At 74.5% G+C, this 18,695-nt stretch carries 20 protein-coding genes and 3 tRNA genes; 14 read left to right on the forward strand and 9 right to left on the reverse strand.

From position 1 onward, the window contains the following. The first annotated feature begins 38 nt into the window (after nt 1-38). The 3 genes from N555_RS0106445 (at nt 39) to N555_RS0106455 (ending at nt 1,465) form a co-directional block, all read left to right on the forward strand. Nucleotides 39-548 (forward strand): DUF1707 SHOCT-like domain-containing protein, encoded by a 510-nt coding sequence (locus N555_RS0106445; protein ID WP_029430676.1) that lies wholly within the window; start codon nt 39-41, stop codon nt 546-548. Between the two features lie 55 nt (nt 549-603). Beyond that, nucleotides 604-999: a universal stress protein gene (locus N555_RS0106450; protein ID WP_029430677.1), complete on the forward strand. Its 396-nt coding sequence runs from the start codon at nt 604-606 to the stop codon at nt 997-999. Nucleotides 1,000-1,069: 70 nt separating this feature from the next. Next, the gene (locus N555_RS0106455) at nt 1,070-1,465 is read left to right on the forward strand and encodes a universal stress protein (RefSeq protein ID WP_029430678.1); all 396 of its coding nucleotides are present in this window, start codon (nt 1,070-1,072) and stop codon (nt 1,463-1,465) included. A gap of 60 nt (nt 1,466-1,525) precedes the next feature. Here the strand turns inward: N555_RS0106455 and N555_RS0106460 are convergent. Beyond that, nucleotides 1,526-1,611: transfer RNA gene (locus tag N555_RS0106460), tRNA-Leu, on the reverse strand. Between the two features lie 167 nt (nt 1,612-1,778). On the opposite strand from N555_RS0106460, the gene N555_RS0106465 reads away from it, so the two are divergent. From N555_RS0106465 to pknB, 7 genes are all read left to right on the forward strand, one after another. Continuing rightward, nucleotides 1,779-2,600 carry an FhaA domain-containing protein gene (locus tag N555_RS0106465; RefSeq protein ID WP_029430679.1) on the forward strand — a complete coding sequence of 274 codons (822 nt, stop codon included), beginning with the start codon at nt 1,779-1,781 and terminating at the stop codon, nt 2,598-2,600. A gap of 40 nt (nt 2,601-2,640) precedes the next feature. Beyond that, nucleotides 2,641-3,102, forward strand: a complete 462-nt coding sequence (locus tag N555_RS0106470) for an FHA domain-containing protein FhaB/FipA (RefSeq protein WP_029430680.1) — start codon at nt 2,641-2,643, stop codon at nt 3,100-3,102. Between the two features lie 22 nt (nt 3,103-3,124). Beyond that, on the forward strand, nt 3,125-4,525 hold the full coding sequence (locus tag N555_RS0106475) for a PP2C family protein-serine/threonine phosphatase (RefSeq protein WP_029430681.1): 1,401 nt from the start codon (nt 3,125-3,127) through the stop codon (nt 4,523-4,525). After that, nucleotides 4,525-5,958, forward strand: a complete 1,434-nt coding sequence (locus N555_RS0106480; protein WP_029430682.1) for an FtsW/RodA/SpoVE family cell cycle protein — start codon at nt 4,525-4,527, stop codon at nt 5,956-5,958. The genes N555_RS0106475 and N555_RS0106480 overlap by 1 nt, the downstream gene beginning before the upstream one ends. Further along, on the forward strand, nt 5,955-7,403 hold the full coding sequence (locus N555_RS0106485) for a peptidoglycan D,D-transpeptidase FtsI family protein (RefSeq protein ID WP_029430683.1): 1,449 nt from the start codon (nt 5,955-5,957) through the stop codon (nt 7,401-7,403). Before N555_RS0106480 ends, N555_RS0106485 begins: the two co-directional genes overlap by 4 nt. Continuing rightward, nucleotides 7,403-9,157, forward strand: coding sequence for a serine/threonine-protein kinase (locus N555_RS0106490; protein WP_051683799.1), 1,755 nt, complete (start codon nt 7,403-7,405; stop codon nt 9,155-9,157). Before N555_RS0106485 ends, N555_RS0106490 begins: the two co-directional genes overlap by 1 nt. Before the next feature lie 109 nt (nt 9,158-9,266). Beyond that, the gene (gene pknB / locus N555_RS0106495; protein WP_034509083.1) at nt 9,267-11,213 is read left to right on the forward strand and encodes a Stk1 family PASTA domain-containing Ser/Thr kinase; all 1,947 of its coding nucleotides are present in this window, start codon (nt 9,267-9,269) and stop codon (nt 11,211-11,213) included. 67 nt (nt 11,214-11,280) lie between these two features. On the opposite strand, the gene N555_RS0106500 is transcribed toward pknB, so the two are convergent. Both N555_RS0106500 and N555_RS0106505 read right to left on the reverse strand, forming a co-directional pair. Beyond that, nucleotides 11,281-11,931: an aminodeoxychorismate/anthranilate synthase component II gene (locus tag N555_RS0106500; protein WP_029430686.1), complete on the reverse strand. Its 651-nt coding sequence runs from the start codon at nt 11,929-11,931 to the stop codon at nt 11,281-11,283. 24 nt (nt 11,932-11,955) lie between these two features. After that, entirely contained in the window at nt 11,956-12,738 is a 783-nt protein-coding gene (locus N555_RS0106505) for a DUF881 domain-containing protein (RefSeq protein WP_231502622.1), read from the reverse strand. A gap of 156 nt (nt 12,739-12,894) precedes the next feature. Here N555_RS0106505 and crgA point away from each other — a divergent pair, with 156 nt between their 5' ends. Then, complete coding sequence (crgA, locus tag N555_RS0106510; protein WP_029430688.1) at nt 12,895-13,161, forward strand: cell division protein CrgA; 267 nt, start codon at nt 12,895-12,897, stop codon at nt 13,159-13,161. Between the two features lie 393 nt (nt 13,162-13,554). Next, nucleotides 13,555-13,962, forward strand: a complete 408-nt coding sequence (locus N555_RS0106515) for a PH domain-containing protein (RefSeq protein ID WP_029430689.1) — start codon at nt 13,555-13,557, stop codon at nt 13,960-13,962. A 3-nt stretch (nt 13,963-13,965) separates the two neighbouring features. On the opposite strand, the gene N555_RS25665 is transcribed toward N555_RS0106515, so the two are convergent. Together N555_RS25665 and N555_RS0106525 are read right to left on the reverse strand one after the other, a co-directional pair. Continuing rightward, nucleotides 13,966-14,823, reverse strand: a complete 858-nt coding sequence (locus N555_RS25665; RefSeq protein ID WP_231502623.1) for a rhomboid family intramembrane serine protease — start codon at nt 14,821-14,823, stop codon at nt 13,966-13,968. 50 nt (nt 14,824-14,873) lie between these two features. Continuing rightward, on the reverse strand, nt 14,874-15,410 hold the full coding sequence (locus tag N555_RS0106525; RefSeq protein ID WP_029430691.1) for a peptidylprolyl isomerase: 537 nt from the start codon (nt 15,408-15,410) through the stop codon (nt 14,874-14,876). A gap of 115 nt (nt 15,411-15,525) precedes the next feature. Between N555_RS0106525 and N555_RS0106530 the strand changes: the two genes are divergently transcribed. After that, the gene (locus tag N555_RS0106530) at nt 15,526-16,149 is read left to right on the forward strand and encodes a carboxymuconolactone decarboxylase family protein (RefSeq protein ID WP_197028912.1); all 624 of its coding nucleotides are present in this window, start codon (nt 15,526-15,528) and stop codon (nt 16,147-16,149) included. 58 nt (nt 16,150-16,207) lie between these two features. Beyond that, nucleotides 16,208-17,536 carry an alpha/beta hydrolase domain-containing protein gene (locus tag N555_RS0106535; RefSeq protein WP_029430693.1) on the forward strand — a complete coding sequence of 443 codons (1,329 nt, stop codon included), beginning with the start codon at nt 16,208-16,210 and terminating at the stop codon, nt 17,534-17,536. Between the two features lie 10 nt (nt 17,537-17,546). Here the strand turns inward: N555_RS0106535 and N555_RS0106540 are convergent. From N555_RS0106540 to N555_RS0106555, 4 genes are all read right to left on the reverse strand, one after another. Further along, nucleotides 17,547-17,619: transfer RNA gene (locus N555_RS0106540), tRNA-Ala, on the reverse strand. 30 nt (nt 17,620-17,649) lie between these two features. Then, nucleotides 17,650-17,793 (reverse strand): DLW-39 family protein, encoded by a 144-nt coding sequence (locus N555_RS28210; protein WP_197028913.1) that lies wholly within the window; start codon nt 17,791-17,793, stop codon nt 17,650-17,652. An 83-nt stretch (nt 17,794-17,876) separates the two neighbouring features. Next, nucleotides 17,877-17,950: transfer RNA gene (locus N555_RS0106550), tRNA-Ile, on the reverse strand. 58 nt (nt 17,951-18,008) lie between these two features. Then, nucleotides 18,009-18,608, reverse strand: a complete 600-nt coding sequence (locus N555_RS0106555; protein WP_029430694.1) for a DUF3566 domain-containing protein — start codon at nt 18,606-18,608, stop codon at nt 18,009-18,011. Between the last annotated feature and the right edge of the window lie 87 nt (nt 18,609-18,695).

Here is an 18,695-nt window from a genome sequence, read left to right on the forward strand (position 1 = left end):
AGTGGTGGGACGGCGATCGCGGCCGCCACACTGGTCACATGCCCGAGCCGCACCTCCGCGCCGCCGACGCCGACCGCACCGCCGTGGCGGAGCTGCTCGGCCAGCACATGGCCGCCGGGCGCCTGACGGTCGCCGAGTACGAGGAGCGGCTGGCCCGCGCCTACGCCTCACGCACCTACGGCGACCTCGACGAGCTGACCACCGACCTCCCCCCGCTGCAGCCGGCCCGGCCCGCCACTCCCCCGGCGCCGGTCCCGTCCCGCGCGGCCGCGTACCGCGCCGGCGTCTGCGGACCCTGGGCGGCCGCGCACGGCGCCGGGGGCTGGGGCTGGGCGGCGTGGGGTGGCAGCCGCGCCGCCGCGTGGGGCAGCTGGCTGTCCACGGCCGTGATCGTCGTCGGCATCTGGCTGGTCACCTCGCTGGCGTCCACCGACTGGATCTACCCCTGGCCGATCTGGGTGATCGGCCCGTGGGGCGTCGTGCTGCTCGCCCAGACCCTCACCGAGGGGCGCGGCGACCGGGACCGCGAGCGCCGGCTGCACTCCTGAGGAGGTCGCCTGCGCGCCGCGTGCGGGCGGCCCGTCGCGTCCCTAGGCTCCGGCCATGACCGTGGTCGTCGGCTACGTCCCGGGCCCGGGCGGGGAGGCGGCGCTGGAGACGGCGCTCGCCGAGGCCGACCGGCGCCGGGAGTCGCTGCTGGTGGTGAACGTGGGCCTGCCGGACGCGGCGAACGACCCCCGGTTCCTCGACGAGGGGGAGCGGGTGCGGCTGGCCGACCGGCTGCTGTTCGCCGGCGCCGCCTTCGAGATCGAGCAGCTGGTGCGGGGCCGCGACGCCGCCGAGGAGCTCGTCGAGGCCGCCGCGCGGGTGCGGGCGAGCGTGATCGTCATCGGCATGCGCCGCCGGACGCCGACCGGGAAGCTGCTGTTCGGCAGCCAGGCCCAGCGCGTGCTGCTGGACGCCGACTGCCCCGTGCTGGCGGTGAAGGCACCGCACTGACCGCGCGGGCGCCCCGCCGCGGGGTGGTCGTCGGGCCCGGGTGACGCAGGTCATCCCTATGCTGCGCCGCATGACCGTCGTCGTCGGCTACACGCCGAGTGCTGAAGGACAGGCCGCCCTGGACGCGGCCCTCGAGGAGGCCGGCCGCCGGGGGGAGTCCCTCCACGTGGTGAACGTCGGCCAGAGCAACGCGAGCAACGACCCCAAGTTCCTCGACGAGGGCGAGGTCGAGCGCCTGCGCGCCCGGCTGACCGCCACGGGAACTGCGTTCGAGATCGAGCAGCTCGTCCGCGGCCGCGACGCCGCCGAGGAGGTCGTGGACGCCGCCGAACGGGCGGGCGCCAGCCTCGTCGTCATCGGCATGCGCCGCCGGTCGCCGACCGGGAAGCTGCTGTTCGGCAGCCAGGCCCAGCGGATCCTGCTCGACGCCGACTGCCCGGTGCTGGCGGTCAAGGCCACCCGCTGACCTCTCCCCACCCCGCAACGACGGAGGAGCCGGCCCCCGAGGGGACCGGCTCCTCCGTGCTGGTGGGCAAGGGGGGAGTTGAACCCCCACGTCCTTTCGGACACACGGACCTGAACCGTGCGCGTCTGCCATTCCGCCACTTGCCCGGACGCCCGACGAGATTAGCAGCCACCGCAGGCGGTCCCGGGAGGGGGTCGGACTCCTGCGGACAGGTCCGGGGAGTCGCGGTCCACTGCCCGGTCCGGGCGGCGGTGCCCGGCTACGATCACGGGTGGACCGGACGTCGGCGCCGAACGAGCCTGGAGGAGCGACTGTGGGTGTGCTGCAGCGCTTCGAGCGTCGGCTGGAGGGCATGGTCGGACTGGCCTTCGCCCGGCTCTTCAAGGGCAAGGTCCACCCCGCCGAGATCGCCAAGGCGCTGACCCGCGAGGCCGATGAGCAGCGCTCGGTGCTCGGCGAGGGGCGGGTGCTGGCACCCAACGTCTACGACGTGCGGCTGGGCCGCGCCGACTTCGACAACCTCGCCGAGTGGTCCGCGCAGCTGGCCGCCGAGCTGGCCGACATGGTCGCCGAGCACATCGCCGGCGAGGGCTACCAGCTGTTCGGCGACGTGCAGGTCCGCCTCGAGCTCGACGAGTCGCTGCCGACCGGGGTCTTCGAGGTCGGCTCGCACGTCGCCGACCCGGCCCGTCCCGGCTCGCGCGCGGACGCCGTCGGGGTCGCACCGGCCGTCCCGCCGGGCGCGGAGGGCGTTCCCCCGCTGCCGCCGCTGCGTGCGCGGATGGCCACCGACACCGGTCGCCAGCAGCCGTCGTCGGTCGTGGGCCGGGCCGGCTCCAACCCCGGCGTCACCCACGTGCTGATGGTCGACGGCCCGGGCACCCGGCACGAGCTGACCACCGGCCGCAACGTCATCGGCCGCGGCACCGACGCCGACATCCGGCTGCCCGACACCGGCGTCAGCCGCAAGCACGTCGACGTCGTCCTCGACTCGGGCACCGCGTTCGTCGAGGACCTCGGCTCCACCAACGGCACCCTGGTCAACGGCCGCCGGGTCACCCGTCAGGCGCTGGCCGACGGCGACGTGATCCGCATCGGCCACTCCGTCCTGGTCTACCGCCAGGAGGGCGCGTGAGCGGGCAGGGCTGCCCGTGCGCCTCCGGGGTGGCGACGCCGTGACGGCCGAGATCGTCCTGCAGATCTTCCGTTTCGGCTTCCTGCTGCTGCTCTGGCTCTTCATCTTCGCCGCGTTCCGCGTCGTCCGCGCCGACCTCTTCGGGGGGCGGGTCGGCCGGGTGGCCGCCGTCCCGCCGCGCGCGGCCGCGGCCGGCAAGCGCAAGAACAAGGGGCCCCGGACACTGGTGGTGACCGCAGGGCCGCTGGCCGGTACGAGGATCACCCTCGGCGAGCAGCCGATCCTGATCGGGCGGGCAGACGACTCCACCCTCGTGCTGACCGACGACTTCGCCAGTTCCCGGCACGCCCGGCTGACCAACAGGGGTGGCCAGTGGTACGTCGAGGACCTGGGCTCGACCAACGGCACGTTCCTGGACCAGCAGCGGGTGCAGGGACCGCTGCTCGTGGCCCCCGGCCAGCCCATCCGGATCGGCCAGACGGCGCTGGAGCTGCGCTCATGAGCACCGACGGGAGCCCGCTCCGATGACCCTCGCGCTGCGCTACGCGGCCCGGTCCGACCGCGGCCTGGTCCGCGGGAACAACCAGGACTCCGTCTACGCCGGGCCGCGGCTGCTCGCCGTCGCCGACGGCATGGGGGGGCACGCCGCCGGTGACGTCGCCAGCAAGGTGGTCATCGCGGCGCTGGAGCACCTGGACGAGGACGCCCCGCCCAGCGACATGCTCGAGGCGATGCGGGCCGCGGTGTTCGACGGCAGCGAGCACCTGCGCGAGGTGATCCGGGAGTCCCCGCAGCTGGAGGGCATGGGGACCACGCTCACCGCCATCCTGTTCGCCGGTGGCCGGCTCGCGCTCTGCCACGTCGGCGACTCCCGCGCCTACCTGCTGCGCGACGGTGAGCTGTCGCAGATCACCCACGACGACACCTTCGTGCAGACCCTGATCGACGACGGCCGGATCACGCAGGAGGAGGCCAACCACCACCCGCAGCGCTCGCTGCTGCTGCGGGCGCTGAACGGCCAGGACGTCGATCCCGAGCTCTCCATGCGCGAGGCGCGCGCCGGGGACCGCTACCTGCTGTGCTCCGACGGGCTGTCCGGCGTGGTCAGCGAGGAGACGATCGCGACCACCCTCGCCGACCCGGACCCGCAGTCGTGCGCCGACCGGCTCATCGAGCTGGCCCTGCGCAGCGGCGGCCCGGACAACATCACCGTGATCGTCGCCGACGTCATCGAGGACGACGGCTCGGGCATGCTCACCGAGCCCGTGGTGGACGGCGCCGCGGGGGCGAACGTCGGCCAGCGGGCCGTCGACCCCGGGTCGGCCGCCGGCCGCGCCGCCCTGCACGACCCGCCGGCTGCCCCGCCGCCCGCGACCCCGATGGCCAGCGCCCCGCCGCCGGACCGCCGTCGCACCCGGCGCCGCTGGTGGTTCGCCCTGGCCGCGCTGGTCGTCCTGGTCGGCGCCGGGATCGGCGCCTACGCGTGGGTGTTCGACCACTGGTTCGTCGGGGTGGACGAGGAGACCGACACGGTCACCGTCTACCGGGGGATCAACGCCTCCGTGCTCGGTGTGGACCTCTACCGCGAGGAGACCGGCACCGACGTCGCCGTCGAGGACCTCAGCTCCGACGTCCGGAGCAAGGTGACCGATGGGATCGCCGTCGACGACCGCGCGTCCGCGCAGGACCGCGTGGACATGCTGCGGGAGCAGTCGCTGCCGCGGTGCGAGGAGGAGCCGGCCCCGGCCACGTCGACCCCGACGCCGACGCCGGAACCGTCTCCGCTCGTCCCGCCCGGCCTCCCCTCCTCTCCGCCGGCGGTGGGCTCGCCCTCGGAGACCAGCACCACGGGCACGACCGCGCCCCCCTCGAGCGAGTCCACCTCCTCGTCCGGCACGGGACGGGACTGCCGGGAGGCGGAGTGATGGCGGGCGCGGCCACCGACGCGGCGTCGGCAGGCGCACCCGGTACGGCGGCGGCCGCACCGACCCGGCGCGGCACCGAGCTGCTGATGCTCGCCTTCGCCGTCGTCATCACGCTGGCGGCCCAGTGCGTCGTCGACATCACCCTGACCGGGTCGCTGCGCCCGGAGCTGGCCACCTTCGGCGGCTGGTTCACCGCGCTGTGGGCGGTCATGCACCTCGCCGTCCGCCGGTTCGCCCCGTACGCCGATCCGCTGCTGCTGCCCGCGGTCGCGCTGCTCACCGGGCTGGGCCTGACGATGATCCACCGGCTGGACCTGGCCGGGGACCAGGTCGGTGCCGCGGCGACCCGCGAGGACGCCCCCGTCCAGCTGGTCTGGGCCACGCTCGGCGTCGGCCTCTTCGTGGCCGTGCTCGTGGTGGTGCGCGACCACCGGATGCTCTCGCGCTTCGCCTACACGCTGGCCCTCGTCGGTCTGGTCCTGCTGGCCCTGCCCGCGCTGCTGCCGGCGTCGATCTCGTCGGTCAACGGCGCGAAGATCTGGATCCGCCTGGCGGGCTTCAGCATCCAGCCCGGCGAGTTCGCCAAGATCTGCCTGGTCATCTTCTTCGCGGCCTACCTCGTGGACAAGCGCGACGTCCTCGCCCTGGCCAGCCGGCGGGTCATGGGCCTCGAGGTGCCCCGCGCCCGCGACCTCGGCCCGGTGGTCGTCGCCTGGCTGCTGTCGATCCTCGTGCTGGTCTTCGAGCGCGACCTGGGCAGCTCGCTGCTGCTGTTCGGGATCTTCGTGGTGATGCTCTACGTCGCCACCGAGCGGGCGAGCTGGCTGGTCATCGGCGTCCTGCTGTTCGGCGCCGGGGCCTCTCTCGCCTACAAGCTCTTCGGCCACGTGCAGGTGCGCGTGGACACGTGGCTCGACCCGTTCGCCTACCGGGACGGCGGCGGCTACCAGATGGTCCAGTCGCTGCTGGGCCTGGGCACCGGCGGCCTGTTCGGTGCCGGACTCGGCGGCGGGCGTCCCGACCAGGTGCCCGTGGCCAAGAGCGACTTCATCGCGGCCGCCATCGGTGAGGAGCTCGGGCTGTTCGGCCTGGTCGCCGTGATCGTGCTCTACCTCGTCCTCGTCGAGCGGGGGCTGCGCAGCTCGCTGATCGTCCGCGACGCCTTCGGCAAGCTGCTCGCCGCCGGCCTGTCCTTCGCCATCGCCTGGCAGGTGTTCGTCGTCCTCGGCGGCGTCACCGGCCTGCTGCCGCTCACCGGCCTGACCACGCCGTTCGTCGCCTACGGGGGTTCCTCGCTGGTCGCGAACTTCGCGCTGCTGGCGATCCTCGTGCGGATCAGCGACGCCGCCCGCCGGCCCGCCGCGCCGCCTCCGCCGCCCGGTCCGGCCCGCGTGGTGCTCGGCGACGCGCCCACCGAGGTGGTGCGCCCGTGAACGCCCCCCTGCGCCGGGTCGCCATCAGCGTGCTCGTCCTGTTCACGCTGCTGATCGTCAACGTCAACTACATCCAGGTGGTCCGCTCCGAGGAGCTCCGCGCCGACCCGGGCAACCGCCGGGTGGTCTACGAGGAGTACGACCGGCAGCGCGGCTCCATCGTCGTCGACGGCAACGAGGTCGCCCTGTCCACCGAGACCGACGACGCCCTGACCTACCTGCGCCAGTACCCGCAGGGCCCCCTCTACGCCGCGGTCACCGGCTACTACTCCGTGCGGTTCGGCTCCCGCGGCATCGAGCGGGCCGAGAACGACGTGCTGACCGGCGACGACGCCCGCCTGTTCACCCAGCGGCTGAGCGACCTGTTCACCGGGCGCGACCCCTCCGGCGGCGACGTCGTCCTCACCCTGGACGCCCCGACCCAGGAGGCCGCCATGGCCGGCCTGGACGGGGTCACCGGCGCGGTCGTGGCGCTGGATCCCTCCACCGGCGCGATCCTGGCGATGGCGAGCACGCCGACGTACGACCCGAATCAGCTGTCCAGCCACGACGCCGCGGCCGTCGACGCGTACGCGGCCGGCCTGGAGGCCGCCGACCCCGACCCCCGGCTGAACCGGGCGATCAGCGACAACTACCCGCCCGGCTCGGTGTTCAAGGTGATCGTGTCCGCGGCCGCCCTCTCCAGCGGCGACTACACGCCCGACACCGTCATCCCCGCGCCGGACGTGCTCACGCTGCCCGGCACCTCCACGACCCTGGAGAACTTCAACGGCTCCCGGTGCGACGCCGCGCAGGAGCAGCCGCTGATCCGGGCCCTGACCATCTCCTGCAACACCGCGTTCGCGCTGCTGGGCATCGAGCTGGGCGAGGACCGCGTCCGCGACATGGCCGAGGCGTTCGGGATGGACGGCGAGGGGTTGTCGATCCCGATGGAGACCGAGGGCAGCAGCGTCGGCGAGATCGAGAGCGACGCCGCGCTGGGTCAGACGTCGATCGGCCAGCGCGACGTCCGTGTGACCCCGCTGCAGGCGGCCATGATCGCCGCCGGCGTGGCCAACGACGGCACGCTCATGACGCCGTACCTGGTGGACCAGCTGCGCGCGCCCGACCTCACCGTCATCGAGCAGACCGATCCCGAGGAGTTCTCCCAGCCGGTGTCGCCGGAGGTCGCCGACCAGCTCACCGAGATGATGGTGAGCGTCGTCGAGAACGGCAGCGGCCGCGCCGCCCGGATCCCCGGGGTGGAGGTCGCCGGCAAGACCGGCACCGCCCAGGTCCGCGAGGGCGTGCCGGACCACAACTGGTTCATCGGGTTCGCCCCGGCCGACGACCCGGAGATCGCCGTCGCGGTCTTCGTGGCCAACGGCGGGGGTACCGGCGGGGACGTGTCGGCACCGATCGCCCGCCAGGTCATGCAGGCCTACCTCGACGGTCAGGGCGACTGATGGCGCTGTCGACCGGCACCGTCCTCGCGGGGCGGTACGAGATCACCTCCCCCATCGCCACCGGCGGGATGGGCGAGGTCTGGCGGGCCCGTGACCGCGTGCTGGACCGGGTGGTCGCCGCCAAGGTGCTCCGCAGCGAGTACACCGGGGACCCGAGCTTCGTCGCCCGGTTCCGCAACGAGGCCCGGCACACCGCGGCGCTGACGCACCCCAACATCGCCTCGGTCTACGACTACGGCGAGACCGAGGACGAGCGCAACCCCGGGCAGCGCCTGGCGTTCCTCGTCATGGAACTGGTCGAGGGCCAGCCGCTGGTCACGATCCTGCACGAGGAGGGCCACCTCCCCGTCGACTGGACGCTGCACGTCCTCGGGCAGTCCGCCGACGGCCTGTCCGCCGCGCACGCCGCGGGCGTGGTGCACCGCGACATCAAGCCGGGCAACCTCATCGTCCGTCCCGACGGCGTCGTGAAGCTGACCGACTTCGGCATCGCCCGCGCCCGGGACGCGACGCCGCTCACCCGCACCGGCATGGTCGTCGGCACCGCCCAGTACCTCTCCCCCGAGCAGGCGCAGGGCTTCGAGGTCACCGCCGCCTCCGACGTCTACTCGCTCGGGGTCGTCGGCTACGAGTGCCTGACCGGCTCCCGCCCGTTCGACGGCACCTCGCAGGTGGCGATCGCCCTGGCGCACATCAACCGGCCGCCGCCACCGCTGCCCGCCGAGGTGCCGCTCGCCGTCCGCCAGCTGCTGGCGCGGGCGCTGGAGAAGCACCCGGAGGACCGCTTCGACGACGGCGCGGCCTTCGCGGCCGCCATCCGGGCCGTCGCCGCCGCCGTCGGCAGCCGGGCCCCCGCCGGGACCGGCATGGCCGCCGCCGCCGTCGCGGCCACCCAGGTCGTTCCCCTGCCGGTCGACGAGCCGGCACCGGAGGAGCCGAGCACCCAGGTGCTCGATGCGGCGCCGGTCGCCGCCGCGACGGGCCTGCGCACCTCGGCACGGCCCATGCCGCCGCTGGAGGGCCCGCCGGCCGACGAGGACCCCTGGGACGGCGACGGGGCCGCCGCCGCACCGCCACCCCGCCGGGGCCGGCGCTGGGTGTGGCCGGTCGTCGCGGCCGTCGTCCTGGCCCTGCTGCTCGGCCTGGGCTACGTCCTCTACAGCGGCGGTGGCGCAGGGGACGGCGACACCGACCGCGACCCCGCCTCGACGTCGGCCTCGAGCTCGGCTCCGTCGTCCGCGCCGGCGGCGGGGACGGCGCTGTTCGACCCGGCCGCGCTGCTCGGCGAGGACGTCGACGCGGCGGTCGCGGACCTGCGCGCGCAGAACTTCACCGCCGTCACGACCGAGGAGGCCGGCGACCAGCAGCTGGCCGACTACGGAGCGGAGCTCGCCGAGGGCGGGATCGCCGCCACGGACCCGGCGACCGCCGGGACGATCCCCCTCGACCAGCCCATCACGCTCTACTACGCGCCGGACGGCTACACGCCTCCGGCGGAGCAGACCGAGGAGGAAGAGGAACAGGGCGGCGACGACGCGCCGGCCCCCGCCCCGACGTCGGCCTCCGTGCCCACGAACTCGTCGCCGGCGACGGTCTCCTCGTCGACGTCGACTTCCGCCTCGACGTCCACGTCCACGTCCACGTCGGTCTCGGCGCCGGGCACCACGCTCCCGCCACCGCCGCCGCCGGAGACCTCGGCGGAGCCCCCCGCCGATGCTGGCGCGCCCGTTGGGGCGCAGGGGGTGGCCGGGTGAGCGACGCCGCTCGCGCCGTCCCGGTGCGGTCCTGCGCCGTCGATACGCTGCCGGACGGTCCCGCTCGCGAGGACCGGCTGTGCCCCCGCTCCGCCCGGAAGGACCCGCGATGACCACCCCCCAGGTGCTCGGTGAGCGCTACGAGATCGGCGGGGTGCTCGGCCGCGGCGGCATGGCGGAGGTGCACCGCGGGCGCGACCTGCGGCTGGGCCGCGAGGTCGCCGTCAAGGTCCTGCGCAGCGACCTGGCCCGCGACCCGTCGTTCCAGGTCCGCTTCCGGCGCGAGGCCCAGGCGGCCGCCTCGCTGAACCACCCGGCGATCGTCGCCGTCTACGACACCGGCGAGGACCGCGGACCGACCGGGAACACGCCCTACATCGTGATGGAGTACGTCGAGGGCGAGACGCTGCGCGACGTGCTGCGCCGCGAGGGCGTGCTCCCCCCGGAGCGGGCGATGAGCCTGGCCGCCGACATCTGCGGCGCCCTGGACTTCAGCCACCGCAACGGCATCGTGCACCGCGACGTGAAGCCCGGGAACGTGATGATCACGCCGGCCGGCTCGGTCAAGGTCATGGACTTCGGCATCGCCCGTGCGGTCTCCGACTCCGCGGCGACGATGACCTCCACCGCCGCGGTCATCGGCACCGCCCAGTACCTCTCCCCCGAGCAGGCGCGCGGCGAGGGCGTCGACGCCCGCTCCGACGTCTACTCGCTGGGCTGCCTGCTCTACGAGCTCGTCACCGGCGCCCCGCCGTTCACCGGTGACTCCCCCGTGTCGGTGGCCTACCAGCACGTCCGCGAGGACCCGCGGCTGCCGTCGTCGATCAACCCGGCCATCTCGCCGGAGCTGGACTCGATCCTGCTCAAGGCGATGAGCAAGAACCCGGCCAACCGCTACCAGTCGGCCGCCGAGATGCGCAACGACCTGCTCCGGGCGCTCGCCGGTCAGCGGGTCGAGGCCACCCCGGTCATGGGCGAGGCGGAGCGGACGGCCGTGATCGGCGTCGTCCCGCCGGCCACCGGCCGCGGCCGGGACGACTGGGACGACGACGATGAGGCGGCCCGGCGCAAGCGCAACCGGATCATCGCCGCCGTCGTGGGCGCCCTCGTGCTCATCGGCGCCATCGTCGGGATCGCGATCGCCATGAGTGGCGGAAACGACGAGGATCCCCCCGCCGCGGCGGCCACCGTGACGGTGCCCCCGAGTCTGGTCGGCATGCAGCAGGCCGACGCGGAGGCCGCCATCACCGGCGCCGGCCTGGTCGTCGGCGACGTCACCCAGCAGGAGGTCCAGGACGAGTCGCAGGTCGGCACCGTCCTCGACACGCAGCCCGGCAGCGGCGCCGAGGTCGACGAGGGCAGCGAGGTCGACCTGACCGTGGGCCAGGCACCGGACACCATCACCGTCCCCTCGGTGGTCGGTCTGTCCGCGGACCGCGCCCAGGCAGCGCTCGAGGACCAGGGCTTCACCCGGATCAACACCGTCGAGGTCGACTCGCTCGAGGACGAGGGCCAGGTCATCGCCGTCGACCCGGAGGAGGGCGCCGCGGTCGCGCCCACCACGGCGATCAGGTTGTCGGTCTCCAACGGCACCCTGCCGGTCCCGGCGGTGGCGGGCCAGACCCAGGACGCCGCCACGCAGGCGCTGCGCGGCCCGGGCTTCACCAACATCACCGTCGAGGAGGTCGAGGACCCGGCCGCGGCCGGCACCGTGCTCGGCACGACCCCGGCCGCCGGTACGCCCGCCACCGCAGCGACCGAGATCGTGCTGCGGGTCTCCCAGGGCCCGGCGCAGCCCACCACTGTGGCGGTCCCCTCGATCGCCGCGAACACGGCGGGAGACCAGGCCTACGCTCGGCTCCAGAACGCCGGCTTCACCAACATCGCGATCGTCGACCCGGCTGGCAACGAAGCAAGCCCTGACGCCGCCGCGCGGTTCGTCCGCACCGACCCGCCCGCCGGCACTCAGGCGGACCCCGATGAGCGCCTTGTGCTCATCGTCCAGCCAGCGACGACGCCCGGCGGCAACGGGAACGGGAACGGCAACAACAACTGACGCGGCCGCACGGGACGACAGAGGGGCTCCACCCGGTGGGTGGAGCCCCTCTGTCGTTGCGGGAGAACTAGGCGCTGACGGTCGACAGCCGGCGCGCGCCGGCGGCGGCGGCCTCGACGACCGCGGGGTCCGGCGCCTGACCGCAGGCCGCCAGCCAGGTGGCGAGCATCTGGTGACCGCCCTGGGTGAGCACCGACTCCGGGTGGAACTGCACGCCCTCGATCGGCAGCTCGCGGTGCCGCAGGGCCATGACGACGCCCGACGGGGTGTGGCCGGTGACCTCGAGCTCGTCGGGCACGGTGGCCAGGTCGACGGCCAGCGAGTGGTAGCGGGTCGCGGTGAACGGCGACGGGAGCCCGGCCAGCACGCCCACGCCGTCGTGGACCACCTCGCTGGTCTTGCCGTGCAGCAGCTCGGGCGCGCGCACGACCTCGGCCCCGAAGGCCTCGGCGATGGCCTGGTGGCCCAGGCAGACGCCCAGCACCGGCGTGCCGGCCGCCGCGGCCGCCCGGACCATCGGGACGGTGACGCCGGCGTCGGCGGGGGTGCCCGGCCCGGGGGAGAGGAGGACGCCGGCCACGTCGAGGTCGGCCAGCTCGTCCACGGTCACCGCGTCGTTGCGCCGCACGATGCAGCGGACGCCGAGCTGCCCGAGGTATTGGACCAGGTTGTAGACGAAGCTGTCGAAGTTGTCGACGACGAGGACCGGCCTGCTCACTCCCCCTGTGTACCAGCCGGGGAGCTACCGGACGGGGGTCGCGTACTCCATGGTGGGGGTGCCGCTGTGGGCCGGGAGGTCGACGGTCTCCACGCCGCGCACGGAGAAGGTCAGGCCGAACGCCGAGACGGCCTCCTGGAAGACGCCGACCTGGGGCGAGGCGGCCAGCTGGTCGACGAACGCGTCGACGTCCCCGATGGCCGCGATCTGGAAGGGCGGCGAGTAGGTCCGCCCCTCGAGCAGCAGGACCGGGCCGACGCAGCGGACGGCGCTGGTCGCGACCAGCCGCTGGTCCATGATCGAGACCCCGTCGGCCCCCGCGGCCCACAGCGCGTTCACCACGGCCTGGACGTCGCTCTGGTGGATGACGACGTCGTCCGGCCGCGCGCCGCGGGGCAGGCTGCCGTCGGGCCGGCGGGGCGCGTCGTCCAGGGTGATCCGCACCCCCGGCCCGGTGAGCGGGACGAGGCCCGCCGACAGGGTGAGGGCCTCGGCCGCCATGCGGGCCGCCGCGACCGCACCGTCCTGCGTGGCGGCCTCCCCGGCGAGCCGATCGACCTGGGCCTGCAGGTCCTCGGCCTCGGCCGTCTGCGCCGCCACGGCCGCCCGCCGCTGGCTGATCAGCCCGGACAGCTCGATCACCTCCCCACCGCGGAGGTCGGTGCCGCGCGCGGTCTGCCCCGACGTCGCGAACAGCAGGCCGGCGGCCAGCGCCACGACGGGCACCAGCGCCGCCCAGGCCGCGCGCCGTCCGCGCAGCCGGCCTCCCCGGCGACCCAGCAGGCCACGGACGCGGTCGCGCAGCACGGGCACCTCCTGGCGTGGGCGGGGACGGGGGCGGGACACCCGCAGGGGGCGGGTTCCCGGCGTCGATGACCCACCGCCTGCCCCTCGCAGCTTAGGCTGGGGGGAGATCCGGCCGGTGCAGACCGATCCCGGCCGGTGCGCGGAGGGAGAAGCAGGGTGCCCAAGTCGAAGGTGCGGAAGAAGTCCGCCTACACACCGCCACCGACGGCCCTCCAGCCGGGCGCTGCGCGCGCACTGGCCCCGAGCCCGCGCTGGTACGCCCCGCTCATGGTGGCGCTCATGCTGGTGGGCCTGCTGTGGATCGTCGTCTTCTACGTCGCCGGCGACGAGATCGGGTTCATGGTCGACCTCGGTTCCTGGAACTTCGCGATCGGGTTCGGCGCGATGGTCGCCGGCCTGGTCATGTCGATGCGCTGGCGCTGAACCGAACCGCCGCCGAGGCCCTCGTCCCCCTGGGGACGGGGGCCTCGCTGCGTTCCGGGCCCGGCGAGTGCCTGTGGGTTCTGTGCACAGCCGCCCATGCTGTCCACAGGTCGACATGGCGCTGGATACCCAGGGTTGTCCACCGGATGTGGAGTACGCATGTTCGACGACAACCCGTTGACCTGCGCTTTTCCCCGCATTGAGACGGGTGTGACGGGGAGGACGCGCAGGTAACTACAGCCCTGTGCTTCTGTCCCCAGCTGTGTACTCAGCTGTGGAGAAGTCGACATACCGAGCGTGACAGGGCGCTGACCTGCAGTGGAGCACTACCCACAGCCCCCTCTGGGGACACCCGCCGCTGCGGACCTCTGCCCCGGCGTGCACGCTGGGGGTGTGGAGTGGTCGGCGCGTCCGGGGACCGTCACCGCGCTCGCGGTCGCCGGCCTCGCCCTGGGGACGGCGGCGTGGCTGCTCGAGCCGGTCGGCCGGGTCCTCGTCGGTGCCGCGGCGGTGCTGCTGCTGGCGATCGCCGGCCGGTCCGCGGTGCTGCGCCCGCGACTGGCAGCGGGACCGGACGGCGTCGTCGTCCGCACCCTGACCGGTCGCCTCGTGCTCCCGTGGTCGCACGTGCGCGTCCAGGTGCGGGAGACCCGGCGCCGGGGCCTGCGCTCCCGGCTGCTGGAGCTCGACACGGCCACCGGGACCGACGCCGCCGGCCAGCTGGTGCTGCTGGGCCGCTGGGAGCTCGGCGCGGACCCCGACGAGGTCGCCCGGTCCCTGGCCGGCCGGCGGCCGGCCTGAGGCCTAGAGGTTCAGGACGACGATCGTCGACGCGGTCAGCGCGGTCACGGCCAGCACGGCGGTGAGCAGCAGCAGCCCGAGCACCTGGAGCTCGGTCCGCCCGCGGGCGAGGACCACCACGGCCGAGGAGAGCACGCCGGCCACGAACCCGCCCAGGTGGCCGAGCAGCGAGATGCCCGGGACGAAGACGCTGATGGCCAGGTTGATCGCCAGCAGGGTCGCGATGCCGCGGACGTCGCCGCGCTGGGTGAGGGCGAGGACGGCGAAGGCGCCCATCAGGCCCCAGATCGCCCCGGAGGCGCCGGCCACGGGTTGGAAGGGGTCGCCGAAGAGCTGGATGGCCACCGAGCCGCCGAGCGCCGACAGCAGGTAGACGGCCAGGTAGCGCCACCGGCCGAGGGTGCGTTCCAGCTCCGAGCCGAAGAGCAGCAGGGCCAGCATGTTGAGGGCCAGGTGGGTGATGCCGATGTGCAGGAAGGCGGAGGTGATCAGCCGCCAGTCCTCCCCCGACCCCTGCACGAGGGCCGGCGCCAGCAGCAGGTCGCCGAACAGGGGCGAGCGCTGGTTGTCCAGCGGGCTGGAGCCGTCGATCCCCGCCGAGACGGCCGTGGCGACGAAGACGGCCACGTTGATCGCGATCAGCGTCAGCGTGACCACGCCGAAGCGCTGCCCGGCCGAGCGCACCGCCGGCGCCCGCTTCGGGGCGCGCACGGACGCCTGGCCGGCGCGGATGCACTCGGGGCACTGGAAGCCCACCGAGGCCGAGGTCATGCACTCGGGGCAGATCGGCCGGCCACAGCGGACGCAGGAGATCCCGGTGGGCCGGTCGGGGTGCCGGTAGCAGGTGGCCTGCGGCGGCACGGGCGGAGGCTGCTCACCCCAGCCCGTGCCGCCGCCGGGTGGCGGCTGGGTCAGCTGCGCTGCACCTCGACCGACTCGATGACGACGTCGTCGACCGGCCGGTCCCCGCGCGCGGTCGGCGTCGTGGCGATCGCGTCCACGACGTCGCGGCTGGCCTGGTCGGCCACCTCGCCGAAGATCGTGTGCTTGCGGTTCAGGTGCGGCGTCGGGCCGACCGTGATGAAGAACTGGGAGCCGTTGGTGCCGGGGCCGGCGTTGGCCATGGCCAGCAGGTAGGGCTTGTTGAAGACGAGCTCGGGGTGGAACTCGTCGCCGAACTGGTAGCCGGGGCCGCCGATGCCCTGACCCAGGGGGTCGCCGCCCTGGATCATGAAGCCGGAGATCACGCGGTGGAAGACGGTCCCGTCGTACAGGCGGTCGGTCGTCTTCTCGCGGGTGGCCGGGTGGGTCCACTCGCGCCGGCCCTCCGCCAGATCGGCGAAGTTGGCCACGGTCTTGGGCGCGTGGTCGGGGAACAGGTCGACGGTGATGTCCCCGCGGTTGGTGTGGAGGACGGCACGCCGGGCGGGAGAGGTCGCTTCGGTCACGACGTCCACTCTCCCACCGCCGCGCAGGTCGCGGGGCACCCGGGAGGGTTCTCCGTCGCCGCCGGGTGCCCTAGCGTCGCGCCGACGTCAGCACAGACCCCTGAGGAGGCCCGACGTGGGCGGTGAGACCGAGGCACCGGACGGCGGCTTCCTCGCTGCCCCGCCGTCCTCCCCCGGAGCCGACCGGCTCGCCGCCGGTGACCGGGAGCAGAGCGGTTTCGTCATGAACCTGACCCGCGCCTGGAGCCACCTGCCCGACGAGCACGACGCCCTGTTCGACCTCCTGGGCCGCGCCGCCGACGCGGCAGGCCTGGACCGGCGCGGCCGCGGTGTGCTCGTGGCCGCCACCGCCGGTGTGCTCGGCGATCCGCACTGCTCGCTCGCGTGGGGTACCCGGCTGGCCGAGGAGATCGGGGACGACGCGGCGGCCGGGGTCCTCGCCGGGGACGACACGGCCCTGGACGACCGGGACGCCGCCCTGGCGGCGTGGGCGCGCCGGCTGGCCCGCGATCCGAACGGCGCCGGGCCCGCTGAGGTGCAGCGGCTGCGGGACGTCGGCTTCGACGACCGGCAGATCATGGCGCTGACCCTGTTCACCGCGCTGCGCCTGGCGTTCTCCACGGTCAACGACGCCCTCGGCGCCCGGCCCGATCGTTCCCTGCGGGACGCGGCTCCGGCCGCCGTCCGCGCCGCCGTGGGCTACGGACGTCCGGTCGCCGCGGCCGACAGCGCGCGCTGACCGCTGCCGAACGCCCTCCGGGGCGGACGGGGCGGCGACGCCGTCCTATCGTCGCGGGATGCGGACCCAACCGGCGGTGGAGGTCGAGGGGCCGGTCGAGGGTGCGCGACCGCCGTACGGGGCGCCGCCGGCCGAGGTCCTCGCCGCGCACGGCTACGTCTGCGAGGAGTTCCGGATCAGCGGGGAGGCCGCCGCCTACGCGCACCCGGCCGGCGCCCCGCCGAGCGACGACGGCCGGTGGACCGCCGAGCCGGTCGCCACGGGCTCCTACCGGACCCGGCTGCTCGTCGTCCGCCCGGCGGACCCGGCCGTCTTCACCGGAACGGTCTTCCTGGAGTGGCAGAACGTGTCCGCCGGCGCCGAGCAGCCGGCTCCGACGGCGGGCGAGGTGTACCGGGGCCACGCGTGGGTCGGCGTCAGCGCGCAGATCGCCGGCGTCTACGGATCCCCGAGCCGGCTGGCCCGCGCCTCCCGGCGGGCGCCACTGCTGGACGCCGACCCGGAGCGCTACGCCGAGTTGCTGCATCCCGGGGAGCCGGCCTGCTTCGACATCTTCTCGGCCGCCGCCGGCGCGGTGGGACGGCACCGGTCGACCGCCGTGGACCCGCTGGCGGGACTCCCCGTCGCCCGGGTCGTCGCGCTCGGCGGCTCCCAGTCGGCCATGCGGCTGTGCGCCTACGCGAACGCCATCCACCCGCGTCAGCCGCTGGTCGACGCCTTCCTGCTGACCGTGTGGGAAGGGCGCGCCCCGCGGCTGGATGCCGACACCGACCCGATGTACCGGCGGACCACCGTGCGCGAGGACCTGGGCGTGCCGGTGCTCGTGCTCAACAGCGAGTTCGAGGTGACCGCGACCGCCGACCTGGACCTGCACGACACGTCGCTGCGACGGGTCTGGGAGGTCACCGGGACCCCGCACGGCACGCTGCGGTCGTTCCCGCCTCCCGCGGCGGGCGAGTGGGGGCCGAACCCGGTCAGCTGGCGTCCGGTGTACGAGGCGGCGCTGCGCGCGATGCACCGGTGGCTCGCCGAGGACGAGCCGCCGCTGGTCCAGCCCCGGATCACCCTGGCCGGCCGGCCGAACCCGCGGATCGTGCGCGGCGAGGACGGGAACGCCTGGGGCGGGATCCGGCTGCCGGAGCTGGCGGTCCCGGTGGCCGAGCACCGCGGCCGCAAGGGCGGCACCGGCAGCGGTCCGGTCTTCGGCGGGCGCCGGGCGTATCCCGACGCCCTGGTGGCCCAGCTCTACCGCTCGCGGGCGGAGTACGTCGAGCTGTGGGAGCAGGCCGTCGACGACGCGGTGGCCGCCGGCGTCGTCCTGCCGGAGGACGCCGGGGCGATGCGGGCCCGCGGGGCCGAGGTGGCCGCGACCCTGCCGCTGCCCTGAGCCGGTGGAGTGGAGACGAGGGGAATCGAACCCCTAACCCCCGCCTTGCAAAGGCGGTGCTCTGCCAATTGAGCTACGTCCCCGTGGTGGCCGGCCAGCTGCCGGCCGGGGGTTCAGCGGGTGGTGGGCGTGCTCACCGCCTGCGGGCCGGTCGTGGCCTCCGACCAGAGGTCGGCCTCGTTCTTGCCGGCCGATCGCTTGCGCACGACGGCGGCCGTGGCCGCCACCGCCGCCACCAGGGCGATTCTCTTGATCACGCGGCTCCTCCTCGAAGGACGCCGCGGCCCCTGTTCGGCAGGGGCCGCGGGGACCGGTGGACGCCGGCGGACCGGCACACGGGTGGGCCTGGGAGGACTTGAACCTCCGGCCTCATCCTTATCAGGGATGCGCTCTAACCGCCTGAGCTACAGGCCCGTGGACCTCGAACAGCATACGTGGAGTCGAGGGGACCCCCGCAGGGGGGTCGTCCCTCTCAATCCCGCTCGGAGAGGGTGACCTCGAGCCCGCCGACGAGGTCGGAGCACAGGTTGTAGATGAAGGCCGCCACCGTGCACAGGGCGGTCATGAGCACGATATTGATGGCGCCGATCACCGCGGCACCGCCGAACACGATGCCGGGCGTGATGGCGTTGCTGGCGGCTTCCTCGCCGTTGTCGCTGCCGACCTGACCGATCAGGTCGTTGACGGAGTCGAAGACGCCGAGGCCGGACAGCACGCCGTAGAGGATCCCGACCGCGACCATCCAGATGAAGAACATCGCGATCGACAGGACGAGGGAGATCTTCAGGGCCGACCACGTGTCGATGTGCCGCAACTGCAGCCGGGCACGGCGCGGTCCGCGTGCCTTGCCCTTGCCGCCGGCCGGGCGGCCCGAGCCGTTCCGAGGCGCCACCGTCTGGCCGGCACCGGTCGCCGTCCCACCGGCCGGCGGGACGCTCCCGGCCGGCGTGGCACCGGCCGGGGGGACGCTCTCGGCGGCGGGCCCCGAGGGCGCGCCGGCGGGAGGGGCGGAGTCGGTGGCCTGGCCGGGCCGGGTGCCGGTCTGCACCGCACCCTGGTTCCGGTCGCTCATGCTGGTCTCCGCTCCCCGGCGGGTGTCCGCCGCCGTGCCGCGCCCGGGGTCTCCGGGCACGCCCGGAGGCGCCCGGAGCGCCGGTCA

Origin of the sequence: Blastococcus sp. URHD0036 (genome assembly GCF_000701365.1) — a bacterium.
In the GTDB taxonomy this organism is placed as follows: domain Bacteria; phylum Actinomycetota; class Actinomycetes; order Mycobacteriales; family Geodermatophilaceae; genus Trujillonella.

Coding starts and splice junctions, on each gene's coding strand:
- N555_RS0106490 (WP_051683799.1), top strand. CDS start 7,403: ATGGCGCTGTCGACCGGCACCGTCCTCGCGGGGCGGTACGAGATCACC.
- N555_RS0106445 (WP_029430676.1), top strand. CDS start 39: ATGCCCGAGCCGCACCTCCGCGCCGCCGACGCCGACCGCACCGCCGTG.
- N555_RS0106475 (WP_029430681.1), top strand. CDS start 3,125: ATGACCCTCGCGCTGCGCTACGCGGCCCGGTCCGACCGCGGCCTGGTC.
- N555_RS0106455 (WP_029430678.1), top strand. CDS start 1,070: ATGACCGTCGTCGTCGGCTACACGCCGAGTGCTGAAGGACAGGCCGCC.
- pknB (WP_034509083.1), top strand. CDS start 9,267: ATGACCACCCCCCAGGTGCTCGGTGAGCGCTACGAGATCGGCGGGGTG.
- N555_RS0106480 (WP_029430682.1), top strand. CDS start 4,525: ATGGCGGGCGCGGCCACCGACGCGGCGTCGGCAGGCGCACCCGGTACG.
- N555_RS0106555 (WP_029430694.1), bottom strand. CDS start 18,608: ATGAGCGACCGGAACCAGGGTGCGGTGCAGACCGGCACCCGGCCCGGC.
- N555_RS0106535 (WP_029430693.1), top strand. CDS start 16,208: ATGCGGACCCAACCGGCGGTGGAGGTCGAGGGGCCGGTCGAGGGTGCG.
- N555_RS0106450 (WP_029430677.1), top strand. CDS start 604: ATGACCGTGGTCGTCGGCTACGTCCCGGGCCCGGGCGGGGAGGCGGCG.